This window comes from Pannonibacter sp., assembly GCF_051860505.1.
Lineage (GTDB): Bacteria > Pseudomonadota > Alphaproteobacteria > Rhizobiales > Stappiaceae > Pannonibacter.
The window spans coordinates 99,103-121,676 of sequence record NZ_JBHYDX010000009.1; the positions used below are offsets into that span (position 1 = coordinate 99,103).

Annotated in this window: 15 protein-coding genes, 2 tRNA genes and 1 riboswitch; of the genes, 5 read left to right on the forward strand and 12 right to left on the reverse strand. The window is 64.4% G+C overall.

The window, feature by feature from the left end; genetic code table 11:
- Positions 1–67: 67 nt before the first annotated feature.
- The 4 genes from ACTIFE_RS08470 to ACTIFE_RS08485 all read right to left on the reverse strand — a co-directional run bounded on the left by ACTIFE_RS08470 (position 68) and on the right by ACTIFE_RS08485 (position 6,370).
- A complete protein-coding gene (locus ACTIFE_RS08470; protein ID WP_439528715.1) occupies positions 68–2,899 on the reverse strand; it encodes a valine--tRNA ligase in 2,832 nt (943 codons plus the stop codon).
- A 158-nt stretch (positions 2,900–3,057) separates the two neighbouring features.
- Entirely contained in the window at positions 3,058–3,741 is a 684-nt protein-coding gene (locus tag ACTIFE_RS08475; RefSeq protein WP_439528716.1) for a PopZ family protein, read from the reverse strand.
- Between the two features lie 343 nt (positions 3,742–4,084).
- Positions 4,085–5,398 (reverse strand): TolC family outer membrane protein, encoded by a 1,314-nt coding sequence (locus tag ACTIFE_RS08480; RefSeq protein WP_439528765.1) that lies wholly within the window; start codon positions 5,396–5,398, stop codon positions 4,085–4,087.
- Positions 5,399–5,707: 309 nt separating this feature from the next.
- Positions 5,708–6,370 carry a protein-L-isoaspartate O-methyltransferase family protein gene (locus ACTIFE_RS08485; protein ID WP_439528717.1) on the reverse strand — a complete coding sequence of 221 codons (663 nt, stop codon included), beginning with the start codon at positions 6,368–6,370 and terminating at the stop codon, positions 5,708–5,710.
- Between the two features lie 291 nt (positions 6,371–6,661).
- Between ACTIFE_RS08485 and ACTIFE_RS08490 the strand changes: the two genes are divergently transcribed.
- Positions 6,662–6,735 (forward strand) — tRNA-Cys (locus ACTIFE_RS08490).
- Between the two features lie 56 nt (positions 6,736–6,791).
- Here ACTIFE_RS08490 and ACTIFE_RS08495 read toward each other — a convergent pair.
- Complete coding sequence (locus ACTIFE_RS08495) at positions 6,792–9,116, reverse strand: sensor domain-containing protein (RefSeq protein ID WP_439528718.1); 2,325 nt, start codon at positions 9,114–9,116, stop codon at positions 6,792–6,794.
- 308 nt (positions 9,117–9,424) lie between these two features.
- On the opposite strand from ACTIFE_RS08495, the gene cobD reads away from it, so the two are divergent.
- From cobD to ACTIFE_RS08510, 3 genes are read left to right on the forward strand one after another with little or no spacing between them, the layout of a single operon-like run.
- Positions 9,425–10,426, forward strand: coding sequence for a threonine-phosphate decarboxylase CobD (gene cobD / locus ACTIFE_RS08500; protein ID WP_439528719.1), 1,002 nt, complete (start codon positions 9,425–9,427; stop codon positions 10,424–10,426).
- 3 nt (positions 10,427–10,429) lie between these two features.
- Positions 10,430–11,404, forward strand: coding sequence for an adenosylcobinamide-phosphate synthase CbiB (cbiB, locus tag ACTIFE_RS08505; protein ID WP_439528720.1), 975 nt, complete (start codon positions 10,430–10,432; stop codon positions 11,402–11,404).
- A gap of 38 nt (positions 11,405–11,442) precedes the next feature.
- A complete protein-coding gene (locus tag ACTIFE_RS08510; protein WP_439528721.1) occupies positions 11,443–12,048 on the forward strand; it encodes a DUF938 domain-containing protein in 606 nt (201 codons plus the stop codon).
- Positions 12,049–12,070: 22 nt separating this feature from the next.
- On the opposite strand, the gene ACTIFE_RS08515 is transcribed toward ACTIFE_RS08510, so the two are convergent.
- The 6 genes from ACTIFE_RS08515 to ACTIFE_RS08540 form a co-directional block, all read right to left on the reverse strand.
- Entirely contained in the window at positions 12,071–13,522 is a 1,452-nt protein-coding gene (locus ACTIFE_RS08515; protein ID WP_439528766.1) for a cobyric acid synthase, read from the reverse strand.
- A 68-nt stretch (positions 13,523–13,590) separates the two neighbouring features.
- Positions 13,591–14,226: a cob(I)yrinic acid a,c-diamide adenosyltransferase gene (cobO, locus tag ACTIFE_RS08520; protein ID WP_439528767.1), complete on the reverse strand. Its 636-nt coding sequence runs from the start codon at positions 14,224–14,226 to the stop codon at positions 13,591–13,593.
- 35 nt (positions 14,227–14,261) lie between these two features.
- Positions 14,262–18,152: a cobaltochelatase subunit CobN gene (cobN, locus tag ACTIFE_RS08525; protein ID WP_439528722.1), complete on the reverse strand. Its 3,891-nt coding sequence runs from the start codon at positions 18,150–18,152 to the stop codon at positions 14,262–14,264.
- 203 nt (positions 18,153–18,355) lie between these two features.
- The gene (cobW, locus tag ACTIFE_RS08530; protein ID WP_439528723.1) at positions 18,356–19,465 is read right to left on the reverse strand and encodes a cobalamin biosynthesis protein CobW; all 1,110 of its coding nucleotides are present in this window, start codon (positions 19,463–19,465) and stop codon (positions 18,356–18,358) included.
- Positions 19,462–20,019 carry a bifunctional adenosylcobinamide kinase/adenosylcobinamide-phosphate guanylyltransferase gene (cobU, locus tag ACTIFE_RS08535; protein WP_439528724.1) on the reverse strand — a complete coding sequence of 186 codons (558 nt, stop codon included), beginning with the start codon at positions 20,017–20,019 and terminating at the stop codon, positions 19,462–19,464. Before cobU ends, cobW begins: the two co-directional genes overlap by 4 nt.
- Before the next feature lie 6 nt (positions 20,020–20,025).
- Complete coding sequence (locus ACTIFE_RS08540) at positions 20,026–20,667, reverse strand: HupE/UreJ family protein (RefSeq protein WP_439528725.1); 642 nt, start codon at positions 20,665–20,667, stop codon at positions 20,026–20,028.
- Positions 20,668–20,700: 33 nt separating this feature from the next.
- Positions 20,701–20,920, reverse strand: a riboswitch (cobalamin riboswitch).
- A 320-nt stretch (positions 20,921–21,240) separates the two neighbouring features.
- On the opposite strand from ACTIFE_RS08540, the gene ACTIFE_RS08545 reads away from it, so the two are divergent.
- Positions 21,241–21,316: transfer RNA gene (locus ACTIFE_RS08545), tRNA-Asn, on the forward strand.
- Positions 21,317–21,494: 178 nt separating this feature from the next.
- On the opposite strand, the gene ACTIFE_RS08550 is transcribed toward ACTIFE_RS08545, so the two are convergent.
- The gene (locus ACTIFE_RS08550; RefSeq protein ID WP_439528726.1) at positions 21,495–22,250 is read right to left on the reverse strand and encodes an SDR family NAD(P)-dependent oxidoreductase; all 756 of its coding nucleotides are present in this window, start codon (positions 22,248–22,250) and stop codon (positions 21,495–21,497) included.
- Between the last annotated feature and the right edge of the window lie 324 nt (positions 22,251–22,574).

The following is a 22,574-nucleotide window of genomic DNA, read 5'->3' on the forward strand; positions in this document are numbered from 1 at the left end:
CCGATTGCGGCCCCGAAAAGGCCGGCAAAGCAGCCGGAGCCCTGCTGATGGCAAGGCCCCGGTTCTGTCAGCCAATCTGCGCCAGTCGGCTCAGAGCAAGTTCTGTCTGGACCTTGCGGGCGGTGAGTTCGACGAGTTTCTCGCGTTCCCCCTCGACCACTTCTTCTTTCGCCTTCTCGATGAAGGCCGGGTTCGACAGCTTCTTTTCGATACGGCCAGTCTCGTCGGTGATCTTGGCCAGTTCCTTGTTCAGGCGCGCCTGCTCTGCGGCCAGGTCAATGACGCCGGCCAGCGGCAGGCAGATCGTGGCTTCGCCATAGATGATCTGCGCCGCGCCCTTCGGCAATTCATCGGCCTGGGTCAGGCGGTCTGCCCGGGCAAGCCGTTGGATCGCGCCCTCATGGGTCGCCAGGCGGCCTTGCGTGCGAGCATCGGCCCCAACCACAACAATCGGAACCTGCGCGCCTGCCGGCACATTCATCTCGGAACGCACCGACCGGATCTCACTGATCAGGCCGACCAGCCAGTTGATCTCGTCAGCAGCGGCCGCATCGACCAGCGCAGGAGCCGGCCAGCGGGTCAGCATCAGGATCTGTTCGGGCTTGCCCGTCTCCTCGCCAAGACGCTCCCACAGCTCTTCGGTCAGGAAGGGCATGAAGGGGTGAAGGATCTTGAGGATTTCATCCAGCGTCCAGGCAGCCGTGGCCCGCGTTTCTGCCTTTGCCGCTTCGTCATCGCCGTTGAACACCGGCTTGGCCAGTTCCAGGAACCAGTCACAATAGGTGTTCCAGACGAACCGGTAGACTGTGTTGGCCGCATCATTGAAGCGGTAGCCCTCGAGTGCTGCCGTGACCTCTTCGGCACAACGGCCAACCTCGGTCGCGATCCAGCGGTTGAGCGTGTGGCTCGTACGGGCGGGATCAAAGCCGGCAACGCGCTTGCAGCCGTTCATCTCGGCAAAGCGGGCGGCGTTCCACAGCTTGGTGGCGAAGTTGCGATAGCCGCCGACGCGGCTCGTCGCCAGCTTGATGTCGCGCCCCTGTGCAGCCATCGCCGCCAGTGTGAAGCGCAGCGCATCGGCGCCGAACTCGTCGATCAGCTGCAGCGGATCGATGACGTTGCCCTTCGACTTCGACATCTTCTGCCCCTTCTCGTCACGGACGAGGGCATGGATGTAGACGGTCTCGAACGGCTCGGTCTTCATGAAATGCAGCGACATCATCATCATCCGGGCAACCCAGAAGAAGATGATGTCGAAGCCGGTGATGAGAACCGAGGTCGGGAAATAGCGGGCGAGTTCCGGCGTCTTGTCCGGCCATCCGAGCGTGGAGAAGGGCCACAGCGCGGAGGAGAACCAGGTGTCGAGCACGTCCTCGTCGCGGTGCATGAGGACTTTGTCCCCTGCCCCGGCTTCCCAGGAGGCGATGGCCACTTCCGTATCCGTCACCTCGACCGGCTTGCCGTAGAAGGCGCTTGCGGCAGCAACCGCCTCGGCTTCCGACTTCTCGACGAAGACCTTGCCATCCGGACCGTACCAGGCCGGGATCTGGTGCCCCCACCACAGCTGGCGCGAGATGCACCAGGGCTGGATGTTCTCCATCCACTCGTAATAGGTCTTGTCCCAGTTGGCCGGAACGAACTTGGTGCGGCCTTCGCGGACGGAGGCAATCGCCGGCTTGGCGAGCGTTGCCGCATCGACATACCACTGATCGGTCAGCATCGGCTCGATCGGCACGCCGCCGCGGTCGCCATGCGGCACCATGTGCGGGTGATCGTCGATCCGGTCAAGGAGGCCCTGCTCTTCCATGCGGGCGACCAGCGCCTTGCGGACGACAAAGCGGTCCTGGCCGTGGTAGGCGGCAATGGTCGCCTCCAACTCGGCCGACGCGGCCACGCCCTCAAGAAACTCCGGATTGTCCTTGAGGACGACTGAGGCTTCGCGATCAAGGATCGAGATCATCGGCAGATTGTGACGCTTGCCGACCTCGAAATCATTAAAGTCATGCGCCGGGGTGATCTTCACCGCACCGGAGCCGGCAGTCGGATCGGCGTAGTCGTCCCCAACGATCGGAATTCGGCGGCCGACGAGCGGCAGGATGACATGCTTGCCGATAAGGTCCTTGTAGCGCGGATCTTCCGGGTTCACGGCAACAGCCGTATCGCCCAGCATGGTTTCCGGGCGCGTGGTGGCGACGACGATATAGTCGCGGGTCTCGAACTCGGTCGGATTGCCCTCCTCATCAAAGGCAATCGGCGCCTGATAGGTCGCCCCGCCTTCCAGCGGATAGCGGAAGTGCCAGAGGTTGCCCTTGACGTCCTGCTGCACGACTTCAAGGTCCGAAATCGCGGTCAAGAGCTTCGGGTCCCAGTTGACGAGCCGCTTGTCCTTGTAGATCAGCTTGTCCTTGTACAGCGAGACGAAGACCTCAAGGACGGCGGCCGACAGGCACTCGTCCATGGTGAAGCGCTCGCGGCTCCAGTCACAGGAGGCGCCAAGGCGCTTCAACTGGTTGAAGATCATGCCGCCGGACTCGGCCTTCCAGTCCCAGATGCGCTGGACGAAGGCATCGCGGCCCATGTCGCGGCGGCCCGGCTCCTGCCGTTCCATCAACTGGCGCTCGACAACCATCTGCGTCGCGATGCCTGCATGGTCCATGCCCGGCTGCCACAACACGTCCTTGCCGCGCATGCGTTCGAAGCGAACGAGGATGTCCTGCAGCGTGTTGTTCAGCGCGTGGCCCATGTGCAGCGAGCCGGTGACATTGGGGGGCGGAATCACGATGGTGTAGGACGGTGCGCCCGCGTCAGCGCCGGCTCCGGCGCGCGAGGCTCCGGCCTGTTCCCACATGTCGGTGATACGCGGCTCGACGCTTGCCGCGTCATAGGTCTTGTCCAGCATGAAACTACTCGAAGCTCGAGGATATGTGATCCCGTGTAAATCGGATGGCCGGAGCCGAGTCAACCGGCCACAGCGGGATAGGCAGGACGGAATGGCAGAAACGGCAACGCCGCCCGGCGGGCGGCGTCTCCAGACTGGTCGGCTCCGTCCGCGATCTGTCAGCGGCGGCGCGATACGCGCTCGATCTCCTGACGGACGAGACGCTCGACCATCACCGGCAGGTTCTGGTCCAGCCAGTTTTTTAACATCGGTCGCAGCATGTCGGTCACGAGATCTTCAAGGGTCCTTGCATTTGCCGAAAGGATCGTGGTGGACAGGTTCTCAAAGGCTGCGTGGACAGCTGCGCCCGCGTCACCCGACACAAGCGGCTCGCCCTCTTCAAGGTCATCGAGCTGGCTCATGTCGACCGGCTTTGATGCCATAACCGGCTTTGGCGCCGGCTTGGGCATCGGCATCTCGAAGGCGTCGTCCTCGTCTTCTTCGATGAAGGCTATGTCACCGCTGTCGCCGTCGACGCTTTCGGCAAGTCCCTCGACCATGTCGAAGTCATCCGCCTCGTCATCGTCAAGGGCGAGTTCTTCGGTCAACTCAAGGACATCCTCGGCGCCGTCCTCGGCGAATCCGATGTCATCGTCCATCGAGACGTCGTCGTCCGAACTGTCCATGTCGAACAGCTTGTCCAGGTCGTCCTGGGACATTGCGACGTCTTCCTCGGCCTCGGCGGCTTCAAAGGCATCGTCAATGTCCAGCTCTTCCTCGACAAGCGCAGGCGCGGCATTCTTGGCGGCCGGAACTTCCTCGTCGGAGATAATACGGCGGATCGACGCCAGAATTTCTTCCATCGAGGGTTCTTGGGCCTGACTCGCCTTCGACATGAGTTCCCCCAGCACTTCAATCAGATACGCACCGTCGCAAGGACCAATCGTTACGATTCGGTTAAATCAATTATGAGGCGTCAAGTCCTTGCCGCATAGGACGCGTAGGGTCCCAATTCAGCCTTTTCCCCTTCAAAAGCCGCAGCAGCGTCAATGAACGGTCAATGCAAGCCGGCGGATTTGAAAAAAGCAGCCCTGACACGCCAGAAGTCAGCCCCCTTAGCCCGGGAGAGCGACATCCACCATAAAAAAACAAAAGCCAGGCATTGAGCCTGGCCTCTGCTGATTCGTCCTGGGCCCTGACCTACGCTCAGCGGCCGTCCGGCGTGCGCATGCCGAACCACTTGTCGCGCACCTTGTCATAGTGCTCCTTCGGGTCGTAACGGGCGACCTTGAGGCCAAGATATTCGGCATCCAGCCTCCCCGTTGCAGAGATCAGCTGGAACGCGGCGACAATGCGATTGCGCTGCGCGGTCACCAGATTAACCCGCTGGTCGACCAGTTCCCGCTGGGCATCCAGGACATCCAGTGTGGTGCGCTGACCAACCCGCTGTTCCTCGATCACGCCTTCCAGCGCGAGTTGCTGCGCCTCGACGGCGGCCTGCGCGGCGCTGATCGATGCTTCGGCGGCCTGATACTGGCCCCAGGCGGAGATCACATTGGCGCGGATCCGGTCACGAACCACGTCCAGCTGGATCTGGGTGCGCCCCAGTTCCTCTTTCGCCTGACGCACGCGCGACGACGTGGTGCCGCCCTGATAGATCGGTACCGAAACACGGCCGAACACGGACGCAGAGTTCGAGACCGCCACATTCGAGGACGGGTTCCAAGACCGTTCGATCGATCCCTCGACGGAGACGGTCGGCAGCGCTTCGCCTTCGATGGTCTTCACGGCAAACTGTGCCGCGTCGACCAGGTGCTGTGCCTGCCGGATCAGCGGCTGGCTTTCTTCGCTGGTCCTGAGGGCAACCTCGAGCGATTTCGGCACCAGCTTGCCAACCGGCGTGCTGGCCGACAGGCTGCGCGCCTCGATGCCGACGATCTGGCGGTAGATTGCCCGGCTGGAATTGAGATTGGCCATGGCGCTGTTGAGGCTCGCCTGCGCTTCCGCACGACGGGCTTCGGCCTGCGACACATCTGTCCGGGTGCCCTCGCCGACCTCGAACCGGTCACGGGCTGCCCGCACCTGCTCGGCCAGGAACTCCACGTCCGAGCGCTGCAGCGAGACCAGGGCCGTGTCGCGAATAACGTTGACATAGATCTCGGCCGCCGAGAGCAGGATATCCTGCTCGGTGGCGCTGAGGCTTTCACGCTGTGAACGGACAATCGCTTCGGCCTGGCGGGTCGAGTTGACCGTCCGGAAGCCACGGAACAGCGCCTGCTGCACGGTCAGCGAGATGGAGGCGTTGTTGCGGTAGTTGCTAAAGCCAGATCCGCTCGAACGGATGCTGCCGACGCCAGCATTGGCGGTAATGGTCGGACGCCAGCCGGCAAGAGCCTGCGGCACGCGTTCATCGACACCACGCAACTCGGCGCGCGCCGCGTTCAGCGTCGGGTTGTTGGCATAGGCCAGAGCCAGCGCCTCGGCGATGGTTTCTGCCCGGCTGCCGGAGACCGAGGCCATTGCGGCAAGGCCAACAACTGCGGCAGTCAGAGATACGCGAAAATACACTGAAGTCAGCCCCTTATGTCACGGACCCCCACCCGTGCCGAAAGATGGTGGCAGTATAGCCACCGGAAACACCCTGCCTACCCCGAACGATCCGGAAGGATCGATATTCCGGCACCGTGCGGCACGGGAGCAACATGTTGCGAAACGGTTAACAAGTCAAAGGCGAAAACTGGCTGGCTTGCACGCCTGTGCCGGGACTGGCGGCGGCCGCCAAACTCCGGGCAGGCAAGAGCGCAGACATACAGTCTGCCCGGATCCAGATCAGAATACGAACTGATGCGCCTTTTCGAAGCCGGGCAGCAGATGCGCATTGGCATTGAAGCCGAAGCGGGCCCCGATGGTCTCGCCGGAATCCTGATAAAGACGCGCGACGCCGGCGCGGCCAAGGCCCTCGATCGCCACCAGGCGGCCGCCCGACTTCAGCTGACCAACCAGCGCTTCAGGAAGCACCTCGACGGCACCGTCGAGGACGATCACGTCATAGGGGCCTTCCGACGCACAGCCGGCGGTGAGCTTGCCCTCGACCACTGCGGCATTCTCGATGCCCAGTTCGACAAGGGTCGCCGATGCGCGTGCCGCAAGTTCCGAATCTTCCTCGACCATGACGACAGCTCCGGCCAGGCTTGCCAGCACGGCGGCGCTATAGCCCGTCGAACCACCGACGACCAGAACCACATCCGTCGGCTTCACCAATGCCAGTTGGACCAGCTTGCCGAACACATGCGGCTTCATCAGATAGCGGTCCAGGCCGAGATCGGACACAAGGATGTCCTCATCGATATAGGCGACCGGGCGCTTGGAGGCTGCCACGAACATCTCGCGCGGGATACGCTCCATCGCATCGAGAATCCGGTTGTCGGTGACATCATTTGTCCGAAGCTGGTTGTCGACCATTTTCGTGCGAGACTGTGCATAATCAGCCATGGCGAGCCTCATGCCTTGCGCGGCCGCGCGGTGCGACCGTCCTCTTTCACCCGTTCCCTTAACGAGGCAGACCCGTGCTGACAAGGCCCACATGCGCTGCAACGCGGCCTCGTCCCCGCGTCATCGCGCCCCGCATGCCATTCGACCGGAGTTCAGCATCGGGATATCGGGCGTGTCGGGGGTCCAACCGACCAGGCTGCGCCCCTGTCACGAGGCATTTGTGCAAATTCGGTGACAGGGGATGCGCCAGCTCTTGACAGGACGATGCAACTCCTTGAAAAGGCACGCATCGGCCTCGTGGCGGAGTGGTGACGCAGCGGATTGCAAATCCGTGAACCCCGGTTCGATTCCGGGCGAGGCCTCCAAGATCTTGAAAAGGCACCGGTTTCCGGTGCCTTTTCTGATTCAGATGCCTTCGGAATCAGGGACCTTGGAAAACGAAGGCTGTCCCGAGTCTGGTCGCCAGATCCGACGGCGACATCGGCCGCGCGATCAGGAAGCCCTGGGCTTCGTCACAGCCTGCCTCGCGCAGGAACGCCAGTTGCTCCGGTGTCTCCACCCCTTCGGCAATCACCCGCAGATGCAGTTTGTGCCCGAGCGAGACGATGGCCTCGGCAATTCCGCGGCCGCTGCTGTCCTCCGCGACATCGCGAACAAAGGCCTGGTCGATCTTCAACCGGGAGACAGGGAACGACCGCAGGGCACTGAGACTGGAGTAGCCGGTGCCAAAGTCGTCGATCGCGAAGCGCACACCGATGCTGCACAGGTCATTCATGGTGGCGATTGCCTGCTCGACGTTCCGCATCAGCATGCTTTCCGTCAGCTCCAGTTCCAGCGCATGCGGGTCAAGGCCGGTGCGGTTGAGGATACCTTTCACCTGCTCTGCCCAGCCGCGCTGGGCGAACTGGCGCGCCGAAACATTGACGCTCATGGTGACGGGCGGCAGCCCCTGGAGCTTCCAGGCCTGCGCCTGCCGGCACGCCATCTTCAGCACCTGCTTGCCAAGCGCATTGATCAGGCCGCCCTCTTCCGCAACAGGAATGAACAGATCCGGCGCCAGCAGGCCGCGCTCCGGATGCTGCCATCGAACGAGAGCCTCGACGCCGCAGATTTCACCGGTCAGCAGGTCGATCTGTGGCTGGTACTGCAACACGAACTCGCGGCGCGCGAGGCCGGCCCGGATCTCCTCCAGCAGGACGAGATTGGGGGCGCTCTCATCCGCGCGCAGCGGACTGTAGATCTCAAATGTGTTCCGGCCAGCCTGCTTGGCGCCATACATGGCCGCATCGGCATGAACCAGCAGTGTGTCTGCGTCCTCGCCATTCTGCGGATAGATGGCGATGCCCATGCTGCAGGTAACGTGAAAGGCTTGGCCGAGGACTTCGACCGGTTCTGCGATTGCCGCCCTGAGCCGGACAAGCAGAGACTGCAAGGCCGCCGGTTCTGCCGCCTCCCCGGTCAACAGCAGGACGAATTCATCTCCGCCAAGACGCAGCACCACATCGCTTGACCTCAAATGCGCCTTCATCCGCTCGGCAGCAATGACCAGAAGCTGGTCCCCGGCCGCGTGACCGAAGCTGTCGTTTACCGCCTTGAAATGATCAATGTCGAGAAACACGACGGCAATACGTGGGGTCTGCGGCGAAGCCTGGCGAACCGCCCGATCCAGGCATTTTGCCAGCTGGCTGCGATTCGGCAATCCGGTCAGGGGGTCATGGTGTGCGAGGAAGCGGATCTGCTCTTCAGCCTGCTTGCGCTCGATTGCGATGGCCGCAATGCGTGCCGTGTCATTGATGAGGCGCAGTTCCGCCGGATCCGGTGCCTTGGGAACACGGGAGTAGATCGCGAATGTTCCAAGCACCTTACCGGCCAGCGACTTGATCGGTGTCGACCAGCAGGCACGAACTCCGCCCAGTTCGGCCAGGGCATGGAAATCAGCCCAGAGCGGATCGGTGAAGATGTCGGATACGATCACCTGCTCGCGCCGATAGGCCGCCGTGCCGCACGAGCCGATGCTGGGGCCGATCTCGATGCCGTCCACGAGCCGGGTGTATTCCGGATTGAGGCTCGGGGCGGCACCATGGCGCAGGTGAACCCCATCCTCGTCCAGCAGCAGGATCGAGCCAAGCAGCCCGTCGAGTTGATCCTCGATCAGGCGGACAAGGCAATCCAGCACTTCAGACAAGGGGGCGCTGGAGGAAATCATTTCCAGCACCTGAGCCTGGCCGTCCCGCAGCCGGTCAGCCTTCTTTCGCTCGGTGATATCACGGGAAATGCCGAAAACGCCGATCAGTTCCCCGGTCGAGGCGCGAAGCGGAAACTTCGATGAAGCAAGCCAGCGCTTGCTGCCATTGGGCAGGACCACGAATTCTTCCTGGTCGATGATGGGCTTGTCGGTCCGCATCACCTGCTTGGCGTCGCGGTAGAAAGTCATGGCGATCGGAAAGGGATACAACTCAAGGTCCGTGCGCCCGATCAGGTCTTCCGCGCTCTCGAAGCCAAGGTCGCTTGCCATGGCACGGTTCGCCATAATGAAGCGACAGTTCGTGTCCTTGACGAACATGTAGTCGGACACCTGGTCGACCATGGTGCGAAGCCATGTCTTTTCTTCGCGCAATACACGCAGAAACGATGCCTCGTTCGCATCCGCTTCGGCTTCCACCGCCTTTGCCACGGAGCCCGCACTTGTTCCGCGGTCGTCGTCTCTGACGATATCGTCTCCATAGGATGTCAAGCGAGCAGCCATTCAACGGCCCCTGTATTAACTTTCGAGTTTTCCCTCATTCAATCCAGACTTGCCAAATGAAACATAATTTCACGTTAAATCAAAGTTCGAAACCAGTTTGCTTTATGAATTATAGATAATATTTCTTAGCAACTCAGTTGCATCTTCCTCCATCTGCGTAAGTCACTGATGATGCACCAATTTCGTTGCAACCACGGCCATGTCGCATAGAAGCAAGATCGACCCGTTTGCAGTCTCCTCACACCGGCACGGATCAGATAGACAAGTGCACACACGCCCGCTCAGGGCCAGGGAGGTGCAATTTCATCATGCGGCATGGCGGTGATCTCGCGGAAGCCCGCGCAATTCATGGCGGCGAGCGCCATGACTGGCTTGATCTGTCGACAGGCATCAACCCGCATGCCTGGCCGGTCCCTGCGCAACTGGAGCACCGGTTCTGGACAGACCTGCCATCATCGGCGGATCTCGCCGACCTTTTGGCAGCGGCAAGGCATGCCTATGCAGTGCCATCCCACCTCGGACTGGTTGCCGCTCCAGGCACCCAGGCGATCCTGCCGCTGCTGCCCCGGCTGGCGCCGGAGGGACCTGTCGCCATCGTCAGTCCGACTTATTCCAGCCACGCTGATGCCTGGCGGAGAGCCGGACGCGAAATCCTGGAGATCCCCTCCGCTTTTGACGCGCCACCGGACACGAAAGTCCTGGTTCTGGTCAATCCGAACAATCCCGATGGCCGCCTGCTCGCGCCTTCAGCCCTGCTCCATCTTGCAAGCGAAATGCAGGCGCGCGGCGGCCTTATCGTGGTGGACGAGGCTTTTGCCGATGTCGTCCCTGGCTTAAGCGTCCTGCCGCACCTGACCTGTGAGCCGGTGCTGGTGCTGCGGTCCTTCGGAAAGTTCTTCGGCCTTGCAGGCCTGCGGCTCGGGTTCCTGGCTGGTCGGCCCGACCTGGCGGACAAGGCGGCCATCATGCTGGAAAGCTGGGCGGTCAGCGGCCCGGCCCTGGCGCTTGGCCAGACTGCGCTCCGTGACACTGCCTGGCAGGACGCCATGCGGCGTCAGCTTGCCGACGAGATGGCCGACCTCACACTCGCCCTGTCGATGGCCGGCCTCACCGTGTTCGGCGGAACGGCCCTTTATGCTCTTGCCGGCCTGCGCAAGGCTGAGGCCCTGCACACGGCCCTCGCCCGGCGCCACATCTGGACCCGGCGTTTTGAGCATTCCCCGACGTGGCTGCGGTTCGGACTGCCGGGAAGTCCGGCGGCACTGGTGCGGTTGAGCGGCGCTCTGGCCGAAGCCGTGACCGAGATCTGACCCATGCTGCTGGATCCCTTGCTGCTGTTTGTCCTGCTGGCGGCGCTTGCCATTGATGCCCTTGTCGGCGACCCGGACTGGCTGTGGCGCCGCCTGCCGCATCCCGTGGTCTGGATCGGCAGGCTGATTGCCTGGCTCGACACCAGCTTAAATCGCCCCGAGTGGACCGCCGGCACCCGCAAGACAGCCGGTGTTCTGGCACTTGTGATTCTGGTCACATTGGGGCTGGCGCTCGGTTCCCTGCTCCAGACCGCCCTGCTCTCTCTGCCGTTCGGCTGGATTGGCCTTGCCATCATTGCCAGCATCCTCCTGGCGCAGAACAGCCTTTACAGCCATGTCCGCGCGGTCGCTGATGGGCTCGAAGGGGATGGGCTGGCCGGCGGACAGCGGGCCGTGTCAATGATCGTCGGGCGAGATCCCGAGCAACTGGATACGGCCGGCGTTTCCAGGGCGGCCATCGAATCCTGTGCCGAGAATTTCTCCGACGGAGTTGTTGCCCCCGTCGTCTGGTTTGCCCTCCTCGGCTTACCAGGCCTCATCGCCTACAAGGCCGTCAACACCGCCGATTCCATGATCGGCCACAAGACCCAGCGGCATCAGGCCTTCGGCTGGGCCTCTGCCCGCTTCGACGACCTCGTCAACCTGCCGGCCTCGCGCCTGTCTGCCTTGTTCATCGCGCTGGCTGCACCGCTGGCGGGCGGCTCGACCGCGCGTGCCCTCGCGTGTGTCGCCCGCGATGCCGGGCAGCACCGCTCCCCCAATGCCGGCTGGCCGGAAGCCGCCATGGCCGGGGCGCTGGACATTGCACTTGCCGGCCCCCGCGCCTATGCCACCTACAGGGTCGAGGACCCGTTCATGAACCCAACCGGCAACAAGGTGATCGGCGCCGGGGAAATCCGGCGCGCGCTTCGGGTGCTTGCAGGGGCTTGCGTCATCGAGGCAATGCTGGTTCTGATACTCGCCTTGGTGCTTTTCTGAAGGGGTGTCCCTTCGTTCCTCTCACCTGCGACCCGTCCATGCTCCCCTTCTCCGCAGCCGCTGAAACCAACAAAACGCCGATCCTCACCATTCTCAAGAATGCCTTCGCCGATGTGGCCCGGGTGCTGGAAATCGCCAGCGGCACCGGCCAGCACGCGGTGCATTTTGCCAGGAACCTGCCGCATCTGACCTGGCAACCGAGCGACATTCCCGAGCATCTGGCAGGCCTGGAACAGCGGATCATCGAGACCGATCTCGAAAATCTGTACGAGCCCATCGGCCTTGACGTGCGCGACCTGCCCTGGCCGACGCCCGACCAGGACGCGGACGACGCCTTTGACGGCATCTTCACCGCCAACAGCCTGCACATCATGAGCTGGGCCGGGGTCGAGGCCTTCTTCGCCGGCGTTGACGAAACGCTCGCCTCGGGCGGCACGCTCGCCATCTATGGCGCGATGAAATACGGCGGCGCCTTCACCACGCCGAGCAACGAGGCCTTCGACCAGAGCCTGCGCAAGAAGGATCCGGAGAGCGGCCTGCGCGATTTCGAGGCCATCGACGCGCTCGCCCGCAGCATCGGCCTGACGCTCGTCGCCGATCATGCCATGCCGGCGAACAACCAGTTGCTGGTGTATAGGCGCTGAGGACTGGCGTAGAGGACTGGCGTTACCGCTGCTGCGCCAAATGAAGGATCTGATCCGTATCCAGCACCGCCTCCAGATGCCGGGCCAGATCGTCCAGAATCGCGTCGATCCGCTTGTTGTAGGCAAGGTCCGACACGGCGCCGAAGCCTGACAGGAAGGCCGTGCGGTACGCGTCGTCCGTGAAAAGGCCGTGAAGGTAGGTCCCTGTGACCCGCCCGTCGGTTGACGATGCGCCGTCCACTCTCGGCGCAGCGCCCTCGCCGTCGAGGCGGAACACCGGGCGAGCACAGTCCGCCCCCGTGGTGCGACCGATGTGGATCTCGTAACCGCTGACGCTTGCCCCGCTTGCCAGATGCGTGCCCGTCGCCTTGACCAACGACTTGTCAGCCGTCAGCACCGTCTCGACATCAAGGTATCCCAGCCCCTCGACCGTCCCGGCCCTGCCCTCGATCCCCTCGGGATCGGAAATGGTACGCCCGAGCATCTGGTAACCGCCGCAGATCCCGAGCACATGGCCGCCGCGCCGGTGATGCGCCTTCAGGTCGATATCCCAGCCCTGCGCCCGGCAGAATTCCAGATCACCGATGGTCGACTTGGACCCAGGCAGCAGGACCAGATCCGCATCCAGAGGAAGCGGCGACCCGGGTGGAACCAGCTCCAGCGTGACATCAGGCTCCAGGCGCAAAGGGTCGAGATCATCAAAATTGGCGATCCTGGAGATGATGGGGACGACGACCTTGATCGGGCCATTGCCTTCCCCTCGCGCCAGATCCAGCGCATCCTCCGCCGGCAGCTTGCCTGCGTCCGCAAACCAAGGCACGACACCCAGCGCCGTCCAGCCCGTGCGGGTGACGATTTCCTGCATTCCCTCGTCGAACAGCGAGGGGTCGCCGCGAAACCGGTTGATGAAGAACGCCTTGATCCGCGCCCGCTCGGCCGCCTCCAGCACCGCATGGGTGCCGACCACCGAGGCGATGACGCCGCCCCGGTCGATGTCGCCGCACAGGATCACGGGCAGGTCGGCCGCCTCGGCAAAACCCATGTTGGCGATGTCGCCGGCCCGCAGGTTGATCTCGGCCGGGCTGCCGGCACCTTCGACGATCACCAGATCCGCCGTTGCGGCAAGATGTGAAAAACTCTCCAGAACCTTCGGCAGAAGCTCGGCCTTGCGGGTGCCGTACTCGCGCGCGCGCATCGTGCCGAAGCGCTTGCCCTGCACGATCACCTGCGCACCCGTGTCCGTCTCCGGCTTCAGGAGCACCGGGTTCATGTGCACGCTCAAGGGCCTGCGACACGCCATCGCCTGCAGCGCCTGCGCCCGGCCGATCTCACCGCCATCGGCGGTGACAGCGGCGTTGTTCGACATGTTCTGCGGCTTGAACGGGGCAACCTTCATGCCCCGGTTGGCAAACAACCGGCACAGGCCCGCCACGATCAGGCTCTTGCCGACATTCGAGCCTGTGCCCTGGATCATCAGGGCGGGTGTGCGGGATCGCTCATCAACCACGGGACCTGTCTCCAAGCCGGACCGGACACATGTCCTCAGTACTCGATGCCGGACTGCGGCTTCACGCCGGAGCGGAATGGGTGCTTCACCTGCTCCATCTCGGTGACAAGGTCAGCCACCTCGATCAGTTCGTCCTTGGCGTTGCGTCCGGTGATGACGACATGCACGTCCTCCGGCTTTTCGGTCTTCAGGAACTCCACCACTTCCTCGACCGGCAGATAGTCGTAGCGCAGCACGATGTTCAGCTCGTCGCAGAGCACCAGGTGATGCTCGCCCGAGACGATCAGCTCCTTGGCCGCTTCCCAGGCCTCGCGGGCGGCGGCGATGTCGCGCTGCCGGTCCTGGGTCTCCCAGGTGAAGCCCTCGCCCATGCGCCGCACGGTGACGAGGTCGCCGAAGCGCTCCAGCGCGTGGGTCTCGCCGGTGTCGAGCCGGCCCTTGACGAACTGCACCACGCCCACCTTGTAGCCATGGCCGAGCGAGCGGAACACCATGCCGAAGCCGGCAGTCGACTTGCCCTTGCCCTTGCCGGTGTGGACGATGATCAGGCCCTTGGCGATGGTCTTGGTGGCCATGATCTTGTCGCGCGCCGCCTTCTTCTTGCGCATCTTGTCGGCGTGGCGGGCGTTCAGCTCCTCCTCGGTCATCGTGCGTTCGGCATCGTCAGGCATCTTGTCGTCGGGCGTCGTGTCGGAGGTCGTATCGGTCACGGGATCAGTTCCTTGGTGGCAGCCTGTTTCAGGTCGGAAATCTCGGCGTGGACGGAGTTGCGGCGCGGGATCCAGAAGCCGCGCCGGATGGCTTCGCTGAAGCGGTCCAGCATGGACGCGAGCGCACCCGGATTGGCGGCGCGGATGAAGTCGCGCACCGTTTCATTGCCAATGTAGGCATCGAAGAGCTGGTCGAAGTGATGGTCGCCGACCGCCCGCGTGGTGGCTGCAAAGGCGTGCAGGTAGTCGAGCGTCGCCGCCATTTCGGACGCGCCCTTGTAGCCATGCCGCATGGCACCAGTTATCCATTTCGGGTTGGCCGCCCGGCCCCGGACGACGCGCGAGATTTCTTCCGACAGCGCCCGCACCACGGGCCGCTCGGGCCGGGAGTGGTCAGCGTGATAGCTCGTCGGCACCGCGCCGGTCAGGCTTTCGACCGCCGCCGCCAGCCCGCCCTCGAACTGGAAATAGTCGTCGCTGTCGAGAAGGTCATGCTCGCGGTTGTCCTGGTTCTGCAGCACGATGTCGACGCCCGACAACCGGCTCTCGAACTGCCCCCGCGCCGCCTCGCCGCCAGCCCCGCCGCCATAGGCGTGCCCGCCCCAGGCCAGAAAAGCCTCGGCCAGATCGCCGCGTGTCTCCCACTGGCCATCATCCATCAGGCCCTGCAGGCCGGCACCATAGGCCCCGGGCTTCGCGCCAAAGACGCGGAAAGCCGCCTGCCGGGCTGCCTCGGCAACCGCCAGACCATCGGCGGCAAGCCGGGCGGTCTCGGCGCGGACCCGCGCGGCAATCGGATTGGCTTCTTCCGGCTCCGCCAGGTCTGCAACGGCGGCCACCGCACTCTGGAACAGGTCGATCTGATGCGGGAAGGCATCGCGGAAGAAGCCGGAGACCCGCAGTGTCACGTCGATGCGCGGCCGCTGCAGCGCGGACAGGGGAAGGATCTCGAAGCCGTTGACCCGGCCCGAGCCCGGCTCCCAGACGGGCCGCGCGCCGATCAGCGCCAGTGCCTGCGCCACGTCATCGCCGCCGGTGCGCATGTTGGCCGTGCCCCAGCAGGTGAGCACCAGCGCCTTTGGCCACTCGCCCTCCTCCTGGAAATAGCGCTCGGCCACCAGCGCCGCCGACGCCTCACCGATGCGCCAGGCGGTCTCGGTCGGAACAGTGCGCACATCGACGGAATAGAAGTTGCGCCCGGTCGGCAGCACGTCCGGCCGCCCCCGCGTCGGCGCGCCGGAGGGACCGGGCGGCACGAAGCGCCCGTCGAGTGCCGCAAGCACCGCAGCCAGTTCGGCAGGTCCAGAACCAACCACGGCGGGCCGGATCCGCGCGTCGATCTCGTCGAGAACTGCTTGTGTCTCAGGTAGATGAAGCCCTTTCTTCTGACCTGCAACAAGCTGCGCCGCCAGCAGCTCCAGCCGCTCGACCGTATCGCCGCACGTCCGCCAGGGCTGCTCCGTCAGCCCGGCCAGCAGCGCCGGCTTCGGCCCCTGCCAGGGGGCAGCATAGTCGCAGGCCAGGGGATCGAAGGCACCGGCTGCAGCTCCTGGCTCCTCTCCCCCTCGTGGGGGCCGAAGGCGGGTCGAGTCCGTTGGCTCGACCCAGGTAGGGTTGGGGGTGGGAGGAACGGCGGCGCGGATGTCGCCAGCGCCAGTCTCAATTCTCGCCTCCCCCAGAAGGTCCCGTGCGAGCGCCCGCAGCAGGCTGTCGGCGGCGGGACGCGACCCGCGCGGCACCCGCGCCAGCGCCACCAGCAAATCCGTCAGCAGCCGGCCCTCCGGCGACAGGCCCAGCACATGCAGCCCATCGCGGATCTGCAGTTCCTTGAGATCGCAGAGATGTGCATCGAGCCGCGCCAGCCGCGTCGTCTCGTCCATGTCCGGCGTCAGGCCGATGTCGCGGTCAAGGCCATGGGCGGCGGCCAGGTCGAGAATATCGCGGGTCAACTGCTTCAGGCGGCGCGGATCGACGCCGCTGGCGAGATAGTACTCGTCGAGGAGCGTTTCCATTTCATTGGCAACGCCATGACTTTCCGCCCGGGTCAGCGGCGGCGTCAGGTGGTCGATGATGACCGCCGCCGTCCGGCGCTTGGCCTGCGCGCCCTCGCCCGGATCATTGACGATAAAGGGATAGATGTTGGGCGTCGGCCCCAGAATGGCATCCGGATAGCAGCCCTCGCTCAGCGCCAGCGCCTTGCCCGGCAGCCATTCCAGGTTGCCGTGCTTGCCCAGATGCACCACCGCATCGACGCCGGCCTGATGGCGCAGGAAGGCGTAGAAGGCGAAGTAGTTGTGCGGCGGCACCAGGTCCGGATCGTGATAGGTGGCCTTCGGGTCGATGTTGTAGCCGCGCGAGGGCTGGATTCCGACCAGCACCGCGCCGAAGCGGGCGAGCCCGAGGCGGAAGGCGTTGCCCGCGACAAACGGGTCATCCTCCGGCGCGCCCCAGCGGTCGCTCACCGCCTGGCGCATCGGCTCGGGCAACCCGTTGAAAAAGGCCAGATACTGCTCGAGCGGCAGGAAACTCTCGCAGGTTCGCTGGTCGAGGGCGGCAATGGCATTGGTCACGCCGCGCGTCAGCCGGGCGATCAGGGCCGCGCCGTCAGCGGGTGCTCCCTCGATCCCATACCCAGCCGCCGCCATCGCCTGCATGAGATGGGCGCAGGAGGCGGGCGTGTCGAGGCCGACGCCATTGGCCAACCGGTCATCGGCATTGGGGTAGTTGGCCAGGATCAGCGCCACCTTGCGCTCCGCCGGCGTCTTGCGGCCCAGCCGCGCCCAGGCTGCCGCAAGCCGGGCGACATGGCCCATGCGGTTGGCATCCGGCACGAAGCGCACCGAACGGAACTGCGTCCGCGGGTCATAGACCCCCTCTTCCTTGAAGGAGACCGCACGGGTCATCAGCCGGCCGTCGATCTCCGGCAGGACCACATGCATTGCGAGGTCACGGATCGACAGCCCCTGCGGGCTCTCAAGCCAGCCCTCGCGGGAGGAGGACGAGAACACCATCTGCAGCACCGGACGCCCCGGCCGGTCGAGCGGCGTCGGCTGATGCGGCCCGCCGGTGCTGGAGACCGCAAAGGCGGTGGCATTGAGGACAACCGCCGGCGGGCAGGCCTCCATCAGCCCGCCGAGGATCGCGGCAGACTCGGCCTCCTTCAGCGACGAGACGAAGACCGGCAGCGGATTGATTCCGTTTGCCGTCAGTTCCCTGCACAGGGCCTCCACCGGCGCGGTCTCGCCCGCCTGCACCAGCGCCCGGTAGAAGACGACCGCCGCGACGGGCCGGTCCGGCTCCGGCCAGCTCGCGATCAGATCGGACAGGGCTGGCGCGCCATGGCCGGGCAGGAACAGGCCGGCACGCGGCAGCGGCGCGGGCGGGGCCGGCTCCTCGGAGAGGCCCGCCAGATGGGCGCCGTAGCGCAGCACATTGGCATGGTTTTCCGGACCACCCTCGAGGAAATAGCGATAGAGCCGGCGCACCGCCTCGACAGGAACCGAGGAGCGGGCCGCCAGCGCCTCGTCCCACTTGTCGCAGCCGGACATGATCGCAAGCTTCGCCCCACCCCGGTTGGCCTCCTCGCAGAGCCGTTCCACGCCATAGGGCCAGTAACTCTCGCCGCCGAGCAGCCGCACGATCACCAGTTTCGAGCGCCAAAGGGTTTTCTCGGCGTAAAGGTCGACCGAATAGGGATGCCCCAGCGCCATCAGGCTGGCGAGCCGCAGGCTGGCAAAGGCCTCGCCCTGCTTGCCCCGCGCCGCACAAAGGGCCGCCAGTTCCGTGTCGGCCGCCGACAGCACGACGAGATCGGCCGGATCCTGGGCGAGATCCACCGCATCGTTGCCGTCTTCCACCCGTCGGGTCTGGCTTGCGAGAATATGCATCACTGGTCCATCTGCACGGACACCCGGTGTCCGGTTCGTTTGGTCGGGTCAGGGGCCGGTCTCGGGGCCAGTTTCTGGACACGTCCTGGCCCCCCCCCGCATCGCCTCTCCGCCCCTCCCCCTCGTAGGGAGGGACGCTGAGGGGCCGCGCCACACGAGACAAGTCACTTGCAGACCCGGCATTTGCTGCAGCGCCGCTGCCTTCAGGCCGCCTTGACCTCGCCAAGGGCCCCGGTGATGGCCGAAAGATCCAGCCCCTTCAGGCCGATGACAACGAAATGGCCGGGCATCCTGGCCGCGGCGGCGAACCAGGTCTCGACGCGTGGGCCGACCGCCTGCACCAGCGCCGGCGCCGCCTTGCCCGTCACCGATGCAGCTCCCTTGATGCGCAGCACGCCGGGCAGCGCCATCGCGCGGGCGACGGCCTGCTCCAGATCCTTCAGGCTGGCGAAGGCCGCGACCGGCACCACATGGCTCTCGAAGTCATCGTGGTGATGATGATCATGATCGTCGTCCTCATGATCGTCGTCGTGATCATGATCGTGGTCATCATCGTCATGGTCGTGATGGTGATGATGATGCGCCCGGCGCGCGGCCAGATCGTCCTCGGCGGCGGCCGCGCGGCCGAGCAGCACGTCAACCGGCAGGTTGCCCTTCTCCGCATGAATGATCTCGACGCCGGACCGGACATCCTCGGTGATGTGCTCGCGGATATGGGCCAGCTGGTCCGCGTCCACCAGATCGGCCTTGTTCAGCACGACGAGATCGGCGCAGGCGAGCTGGTCGTGGAACAGCTCCTCGACCGGATTGTCATGGTCGAGCGAGGCATCGGCGGCACGCTGCGCCGCCAGCGCCTCCTCGTCGAGCGCGATGCGGCCTTCCGCCAGGGCGGCGGCGTCCAGCACGGTGATGACACCGTCCACCGTCACGCGGGTCCTGACGCTCGGCCAGGAGAAGGCGCGCACCAGCGGCTGCGGCAATGCGAGGCCCGAAGTCTCGATGACGATGTGATCGGGCGGCGTCTCGCGCGCCAGCAGCATTTCCATGGTCGGCAGGAAGTCGTCGGCCACGGTGCAGCAGATGCAGCCGTTGGTCAGCTCGACCACATCGTCGGCGCTGCAGGTGGGGTCGACGCAGCCGTCCAGCAGCGAGCCGTCGAAGCCCATGTCGCCGAACTCGTTGACGATGAGCGCGATGCGGCGGCCGCCCGCATTGAGCAGCAGGTTGCGGATCAGCGTCGTCTTGCCGGCACCGAGGAAGCCGGTGACGATGGTGGCGGGGATCTTGCCGCCTTGAGTGAGCACGGTGGTCATAACTGGATATCCGGACAGGAATTGGGTTTGAGGAGCAGCGGCAGCCCGCAAGCGACCAGCACGACGCGGTCGCAGACCCGGGCAAGCTCCTGGTTGAGGCGGCCCTGCGCGTCGCGAAACGCGCGCGCCATGGCATTGTCAGGCACGATGCCGAGGCCGACTTCGTTGGTCACGAAGATGACGGGGCCAGCGAGATCGGGAATTGCAGCAGCAAGGCTTGCGGTATCCGTGGCAAGGTCCCGGTCGGCCAGCATCAGGTTGGTGAGCCAGAGGGTCAGGCAGTCGACGAGCACGATCCGTTCGGGGCCGCAGTGCAGGGTGATCGTGCCGACCAGATCCAGTTGTTCCTCGACCGTCGTCCAGCGTTCGTCGCGCCGGGCCTTGTGATGGCCGATGCGGTCGGCCATCTCCTTGTCCCAGGCGGCGGACGTGGCGACATAGATCGGGCAACGCCCGGCTTTCAGCGCCAGCTGCTCTGCAAAACCACTCTTGCCGGACCGGGCGCCGCCGGTGACCAGCACCGACCGCGCGGGCTCAAGCCCTTCAGATTGCACGGGATCTCAGCCGAACAGCTGCGAACCGACGGCACTGAAGCCGACACCAACAATGCCGGCGGCAACCAGTCGCGCCGTCACCGGGGTCGAAACGGCTGCCGTCTTCGGGTTGGTCAGCATCATGGCGAGGCTTGCGATGGCAAACTGGATGACAGCAAAGCCGATGAAATAGGCGTAAAGCGGTGCCGGCTCGGCGCCGATGATGGACTCGCCATAGGCGTAGCCGTGGAAAAGCCCGGCAATTGCGAACAGAACAGCCCAGGCGCCAGCCGGAAGCTCGGTTTCAGAGACAATAAGCCCCCCGGCGATGACAACCGAGAGCGCGATCACAAGTTCTGCCAGCGGCAGGTCAAAAGCCGCCATATGCACCAGAACGCCGGCGATGGTGGCGAGAACAAAGGCGGCCGGCAGGACGAGGCTGCGGCCGACGAGACCGGCGGCAAGGCCGACGGCGATGATGAAGGCGAGATGATCGAAGCCGATCACCGGATGACCCAGCCCGGACAGGAGGCCCTGGACGAAGGTCTGCGGCATCTCGCCATCCATCATGTGATGAGCACTGGCCGGACCAGCGACCAGAAGCGCCGGGATCGAAACGGCAAATACCTTGCTGCCAAGGCGGCAACATGCGCGGAAATTCATGTTCATTTTCAAGGCTCCATTCCGTCCACCCGACGGCGAGGGGTTGCAGTGCGGCAGGCCGGTCTCCTGGCTCGCGGGTCGCAGCCCATGCCACGCCTTCCCGGACTTGCATCCAGTGGCTGTGTGCGGCAGGGCTCGCCGCTGACAGTTGCGGGGGCAGCTGCGGATTCGGAGCCTCGAAGTGAGTCGCTCGCCACCGCATTCCCGTTTCATCCCTTAGGGCTTGGCCCGACAGGGAACCTGACAGGATTGTTCTAACCCTTCGGGAGGATGGGAACAAGGACGCCCTTTGGCGGGCGGGCGGACAAAGCGGCATGGGGCTGGCCGGAAAGCGACACCACCGGACCGGGGTCGGCGGACATTCGGGTCGGGATTCGCCGGCAAAGGGTCCGCGCCAGCTATGGCATGGGCGCACAAGCTTCTGATTTTTCGCGGAATTCCGCGACTATACAGCCTGTGGAAAAGTTTCTTCAAGAAAGGGCTTGGCAAAGGGGGAGAGCGTTTGTTATACGCTCGCCACCGACAACGACCCACCCGGTCGTTCACCACGGCGCCCTGCTTCAGGGCCTTTGACGGTGATCCGCGATAGCTCAGTTGGTAGAGCGTTCGACTGTTAATCGAATGGTCGCAGGTTCGAGTCCTGCTCGCGGAGCCATCTTTCTTCCCCAGAAAGCCAGCCAGACAAAACAATGTCAATCCCGGACAATTGGCTGTCCAGGACCGACAATTCGCGACATTTTTTTGTAGCTGCCCCGCACCGCAAGACATAACGGGCCGGCTACAGCGTACCCGAAGGTACTCCGGCGGCCTTGGCCATCATTTTCTCACCCTGATCAGACGCTCATGCCGCCGTCGACCATCAGCATCGCTCCGGTAGTGAAGCTGCTGTCGTCGCTGGCAAGATAGAGCACCGAGCGCGCCACTTCCTCCGGCAGGCCATGGCGGCCGAGCGGGATGAGGGAGTTGAACATGGCCGTTCCATCAATCCCCAGCTCCCGGCTGAGACCGGCTTCGACCGCATGCTGGAACCCGTTGTCGAGGGGGCCAGGGTGGACGGAGTTGACCCGGATCCGGCGCGGAGCCAGTTCCTTTGCGAGGCACCGCATCAGCCCGATCTGGGCATGCTTGGCGGTGATATAGGCATAGACGCCCGGATCACCGCGGGTGGCGGCAACCGACGAGGTGATGATGAAGCTGCCGCCGTCGCGCATCTTTGGCGTGGCGTATTTGGCGCCAAGGAATGCGCCAGTGACGTGGACCCGCTGGACGGATTCGAACACGTCCAGCGCATAGCCGGCGATCGGCCGGACCTCGCCGAAATTGCCGGCATTGGAAAAGAAGATGTCGATGGGACCAAAGGCTGCAACCGCCGCGTCGATGTAGGCCTTCGTCGCCGCTTCCGAGCCGACGTCGGCGGCAACTGTCAGAACGTCGCCGGCCGGAAGGCTCGCCCGTGCGGTTTCAAGGGCTTCCTGCGAGAGATCGACCAGAACCACTCTGGCTCCCTCCTCAAGGAACAGGCGGGCCGTTGCGAGCCCAAGACTGCCGGCGCCGCCTGTGATGATGGCGGTCTTCTGGTTCAGTTTCATTTTTATTCTCCCGGGGTGTTGGGCAGTTGGGATCTGGGGGTGGGGTGGGATGCAACCTTGAAGAAGGCTCTCGGCTCCCCTCCGAAACGAAGGCAGGGCTGTCGCATATGTGGCCAGACAGCTTTCGCGGCGTCTCAGCTCCCCTCCCCCTCGTGGGGAGGGGCTTGGGGGTGGGGGGAGCGGACTAAAATCCAGGTTTCACGTTCCTGACCAGTCGTACTTCAGACGCTTTGTGATCTGACGGCCTCCCGTGCCCCCCACCCCTCACCCCTCCCCACGAGGGGGAGGGGGGCTGACAGGCCACGAAGAGCATCTAACTTCATA

Excerpts from the sequence above, each read along its gene's own strand:
- cobN (WP_439528722.1), bottom strand. The coding sequence starts at position 18,152 with ATGCATATTCTCGCAAGCCAGACCCGACGGGTGGAAGACGGCAACGAT.
- ACTIFE_RS08540 (WP_439528725.1), bottom strand. The coding sequence starts at position 20,667 with ATGAACATGAATTTCCGCGCATGTTGCCGCCTTGGCAGCAAGGTATTT.
- ACTIFE_RS08550 (WP_439528726.1), bottom strand. The coding sequence starts at position 22,250 with ATGAAACTGAACCAGAAGACCGCCATCATCACAGGCGGCGCCGGCAGT.
- ACTIFE_RS08475 (WP_439528716.1), bottom strand. The coding sequence starts at position 3,741 with ATGGAAGAAATTCTGGCGTCGATCCGCCGTATTATCTCCGACGAGGAA.
- ACTIFE_RS08510 (WP_439528721.1), top strand. The coding sequence starts at position 11,443 with ATGCTCCCCTTCTCCGCAGCCGCTGAAACCAACAAAACGCCGATCCTC.
- cobD (WP_439528719.1), top strand. The coding sequence starts at position 9,425 with ATGCGGCATGGCGGTGATCTCGCGGAAGCCCGCGCAATTCATGGCGGC.
- cobO (WP_439528767.1), bottom strand. The coding sequence starts at position 14,226 with ATGCCTGACGATGCCGAACGCACGATGACCGAGGAGGAGCTGAACGCC.
- cbiB (WP_439528720.1), top strand. The coding sequence starts at position 10,430 with ATGCTGCTGGATCCCTTGCTGCTGTTTGTCCTGCTGGCGGCGCTTGCC.
- ACTIFE_RS08470 (WP_439528715.1), bottom strand. The coding sequence starts at position 2,899 with ATGCTGGACAAGACCTATGACGCGGCAAGCGTCGAGCCGCGTATCACC.
- ACTIFE_RS08485 (WP_439528717.1), bottom strand. The coding sequence starts at position 6,370 with ATGGCTGATTATGCACAGTCTCGCACGAAAATGGTCGACAACCAGCTT.
- ACTIFE_RS08480 (WP_439528765.1), bottom strand. The coding sequence starts at position 5,398 with ATGGCCTCGGTCTCCGGCAGCCGGGCAGAAACCATCGCCGAGGCGCTG.
- cobW (WP_439528723.1), bottom strand. The coding sequence starts at position 19,465 with ATGACCACCGTGCTCACTCAAGGCGGCAAGATCCCCGCCACCATCGTC.
- ACTIFE_RS08495 (WP_439528718.1), bottom strand. The coding sequence starts at position 9,116 with ATGGCTGCTCGCTTGACATCCTATGGAGACGATATCGTCAGAGACGAC.
- ACTIFE_RS08515 (WP_439528766.1), bottom strand. The coding sequence starts at position 13,522 with ATGATCCAGGGCACAGGCTCGAATGTCGGCAAGAGCCTGATCGTGGCG.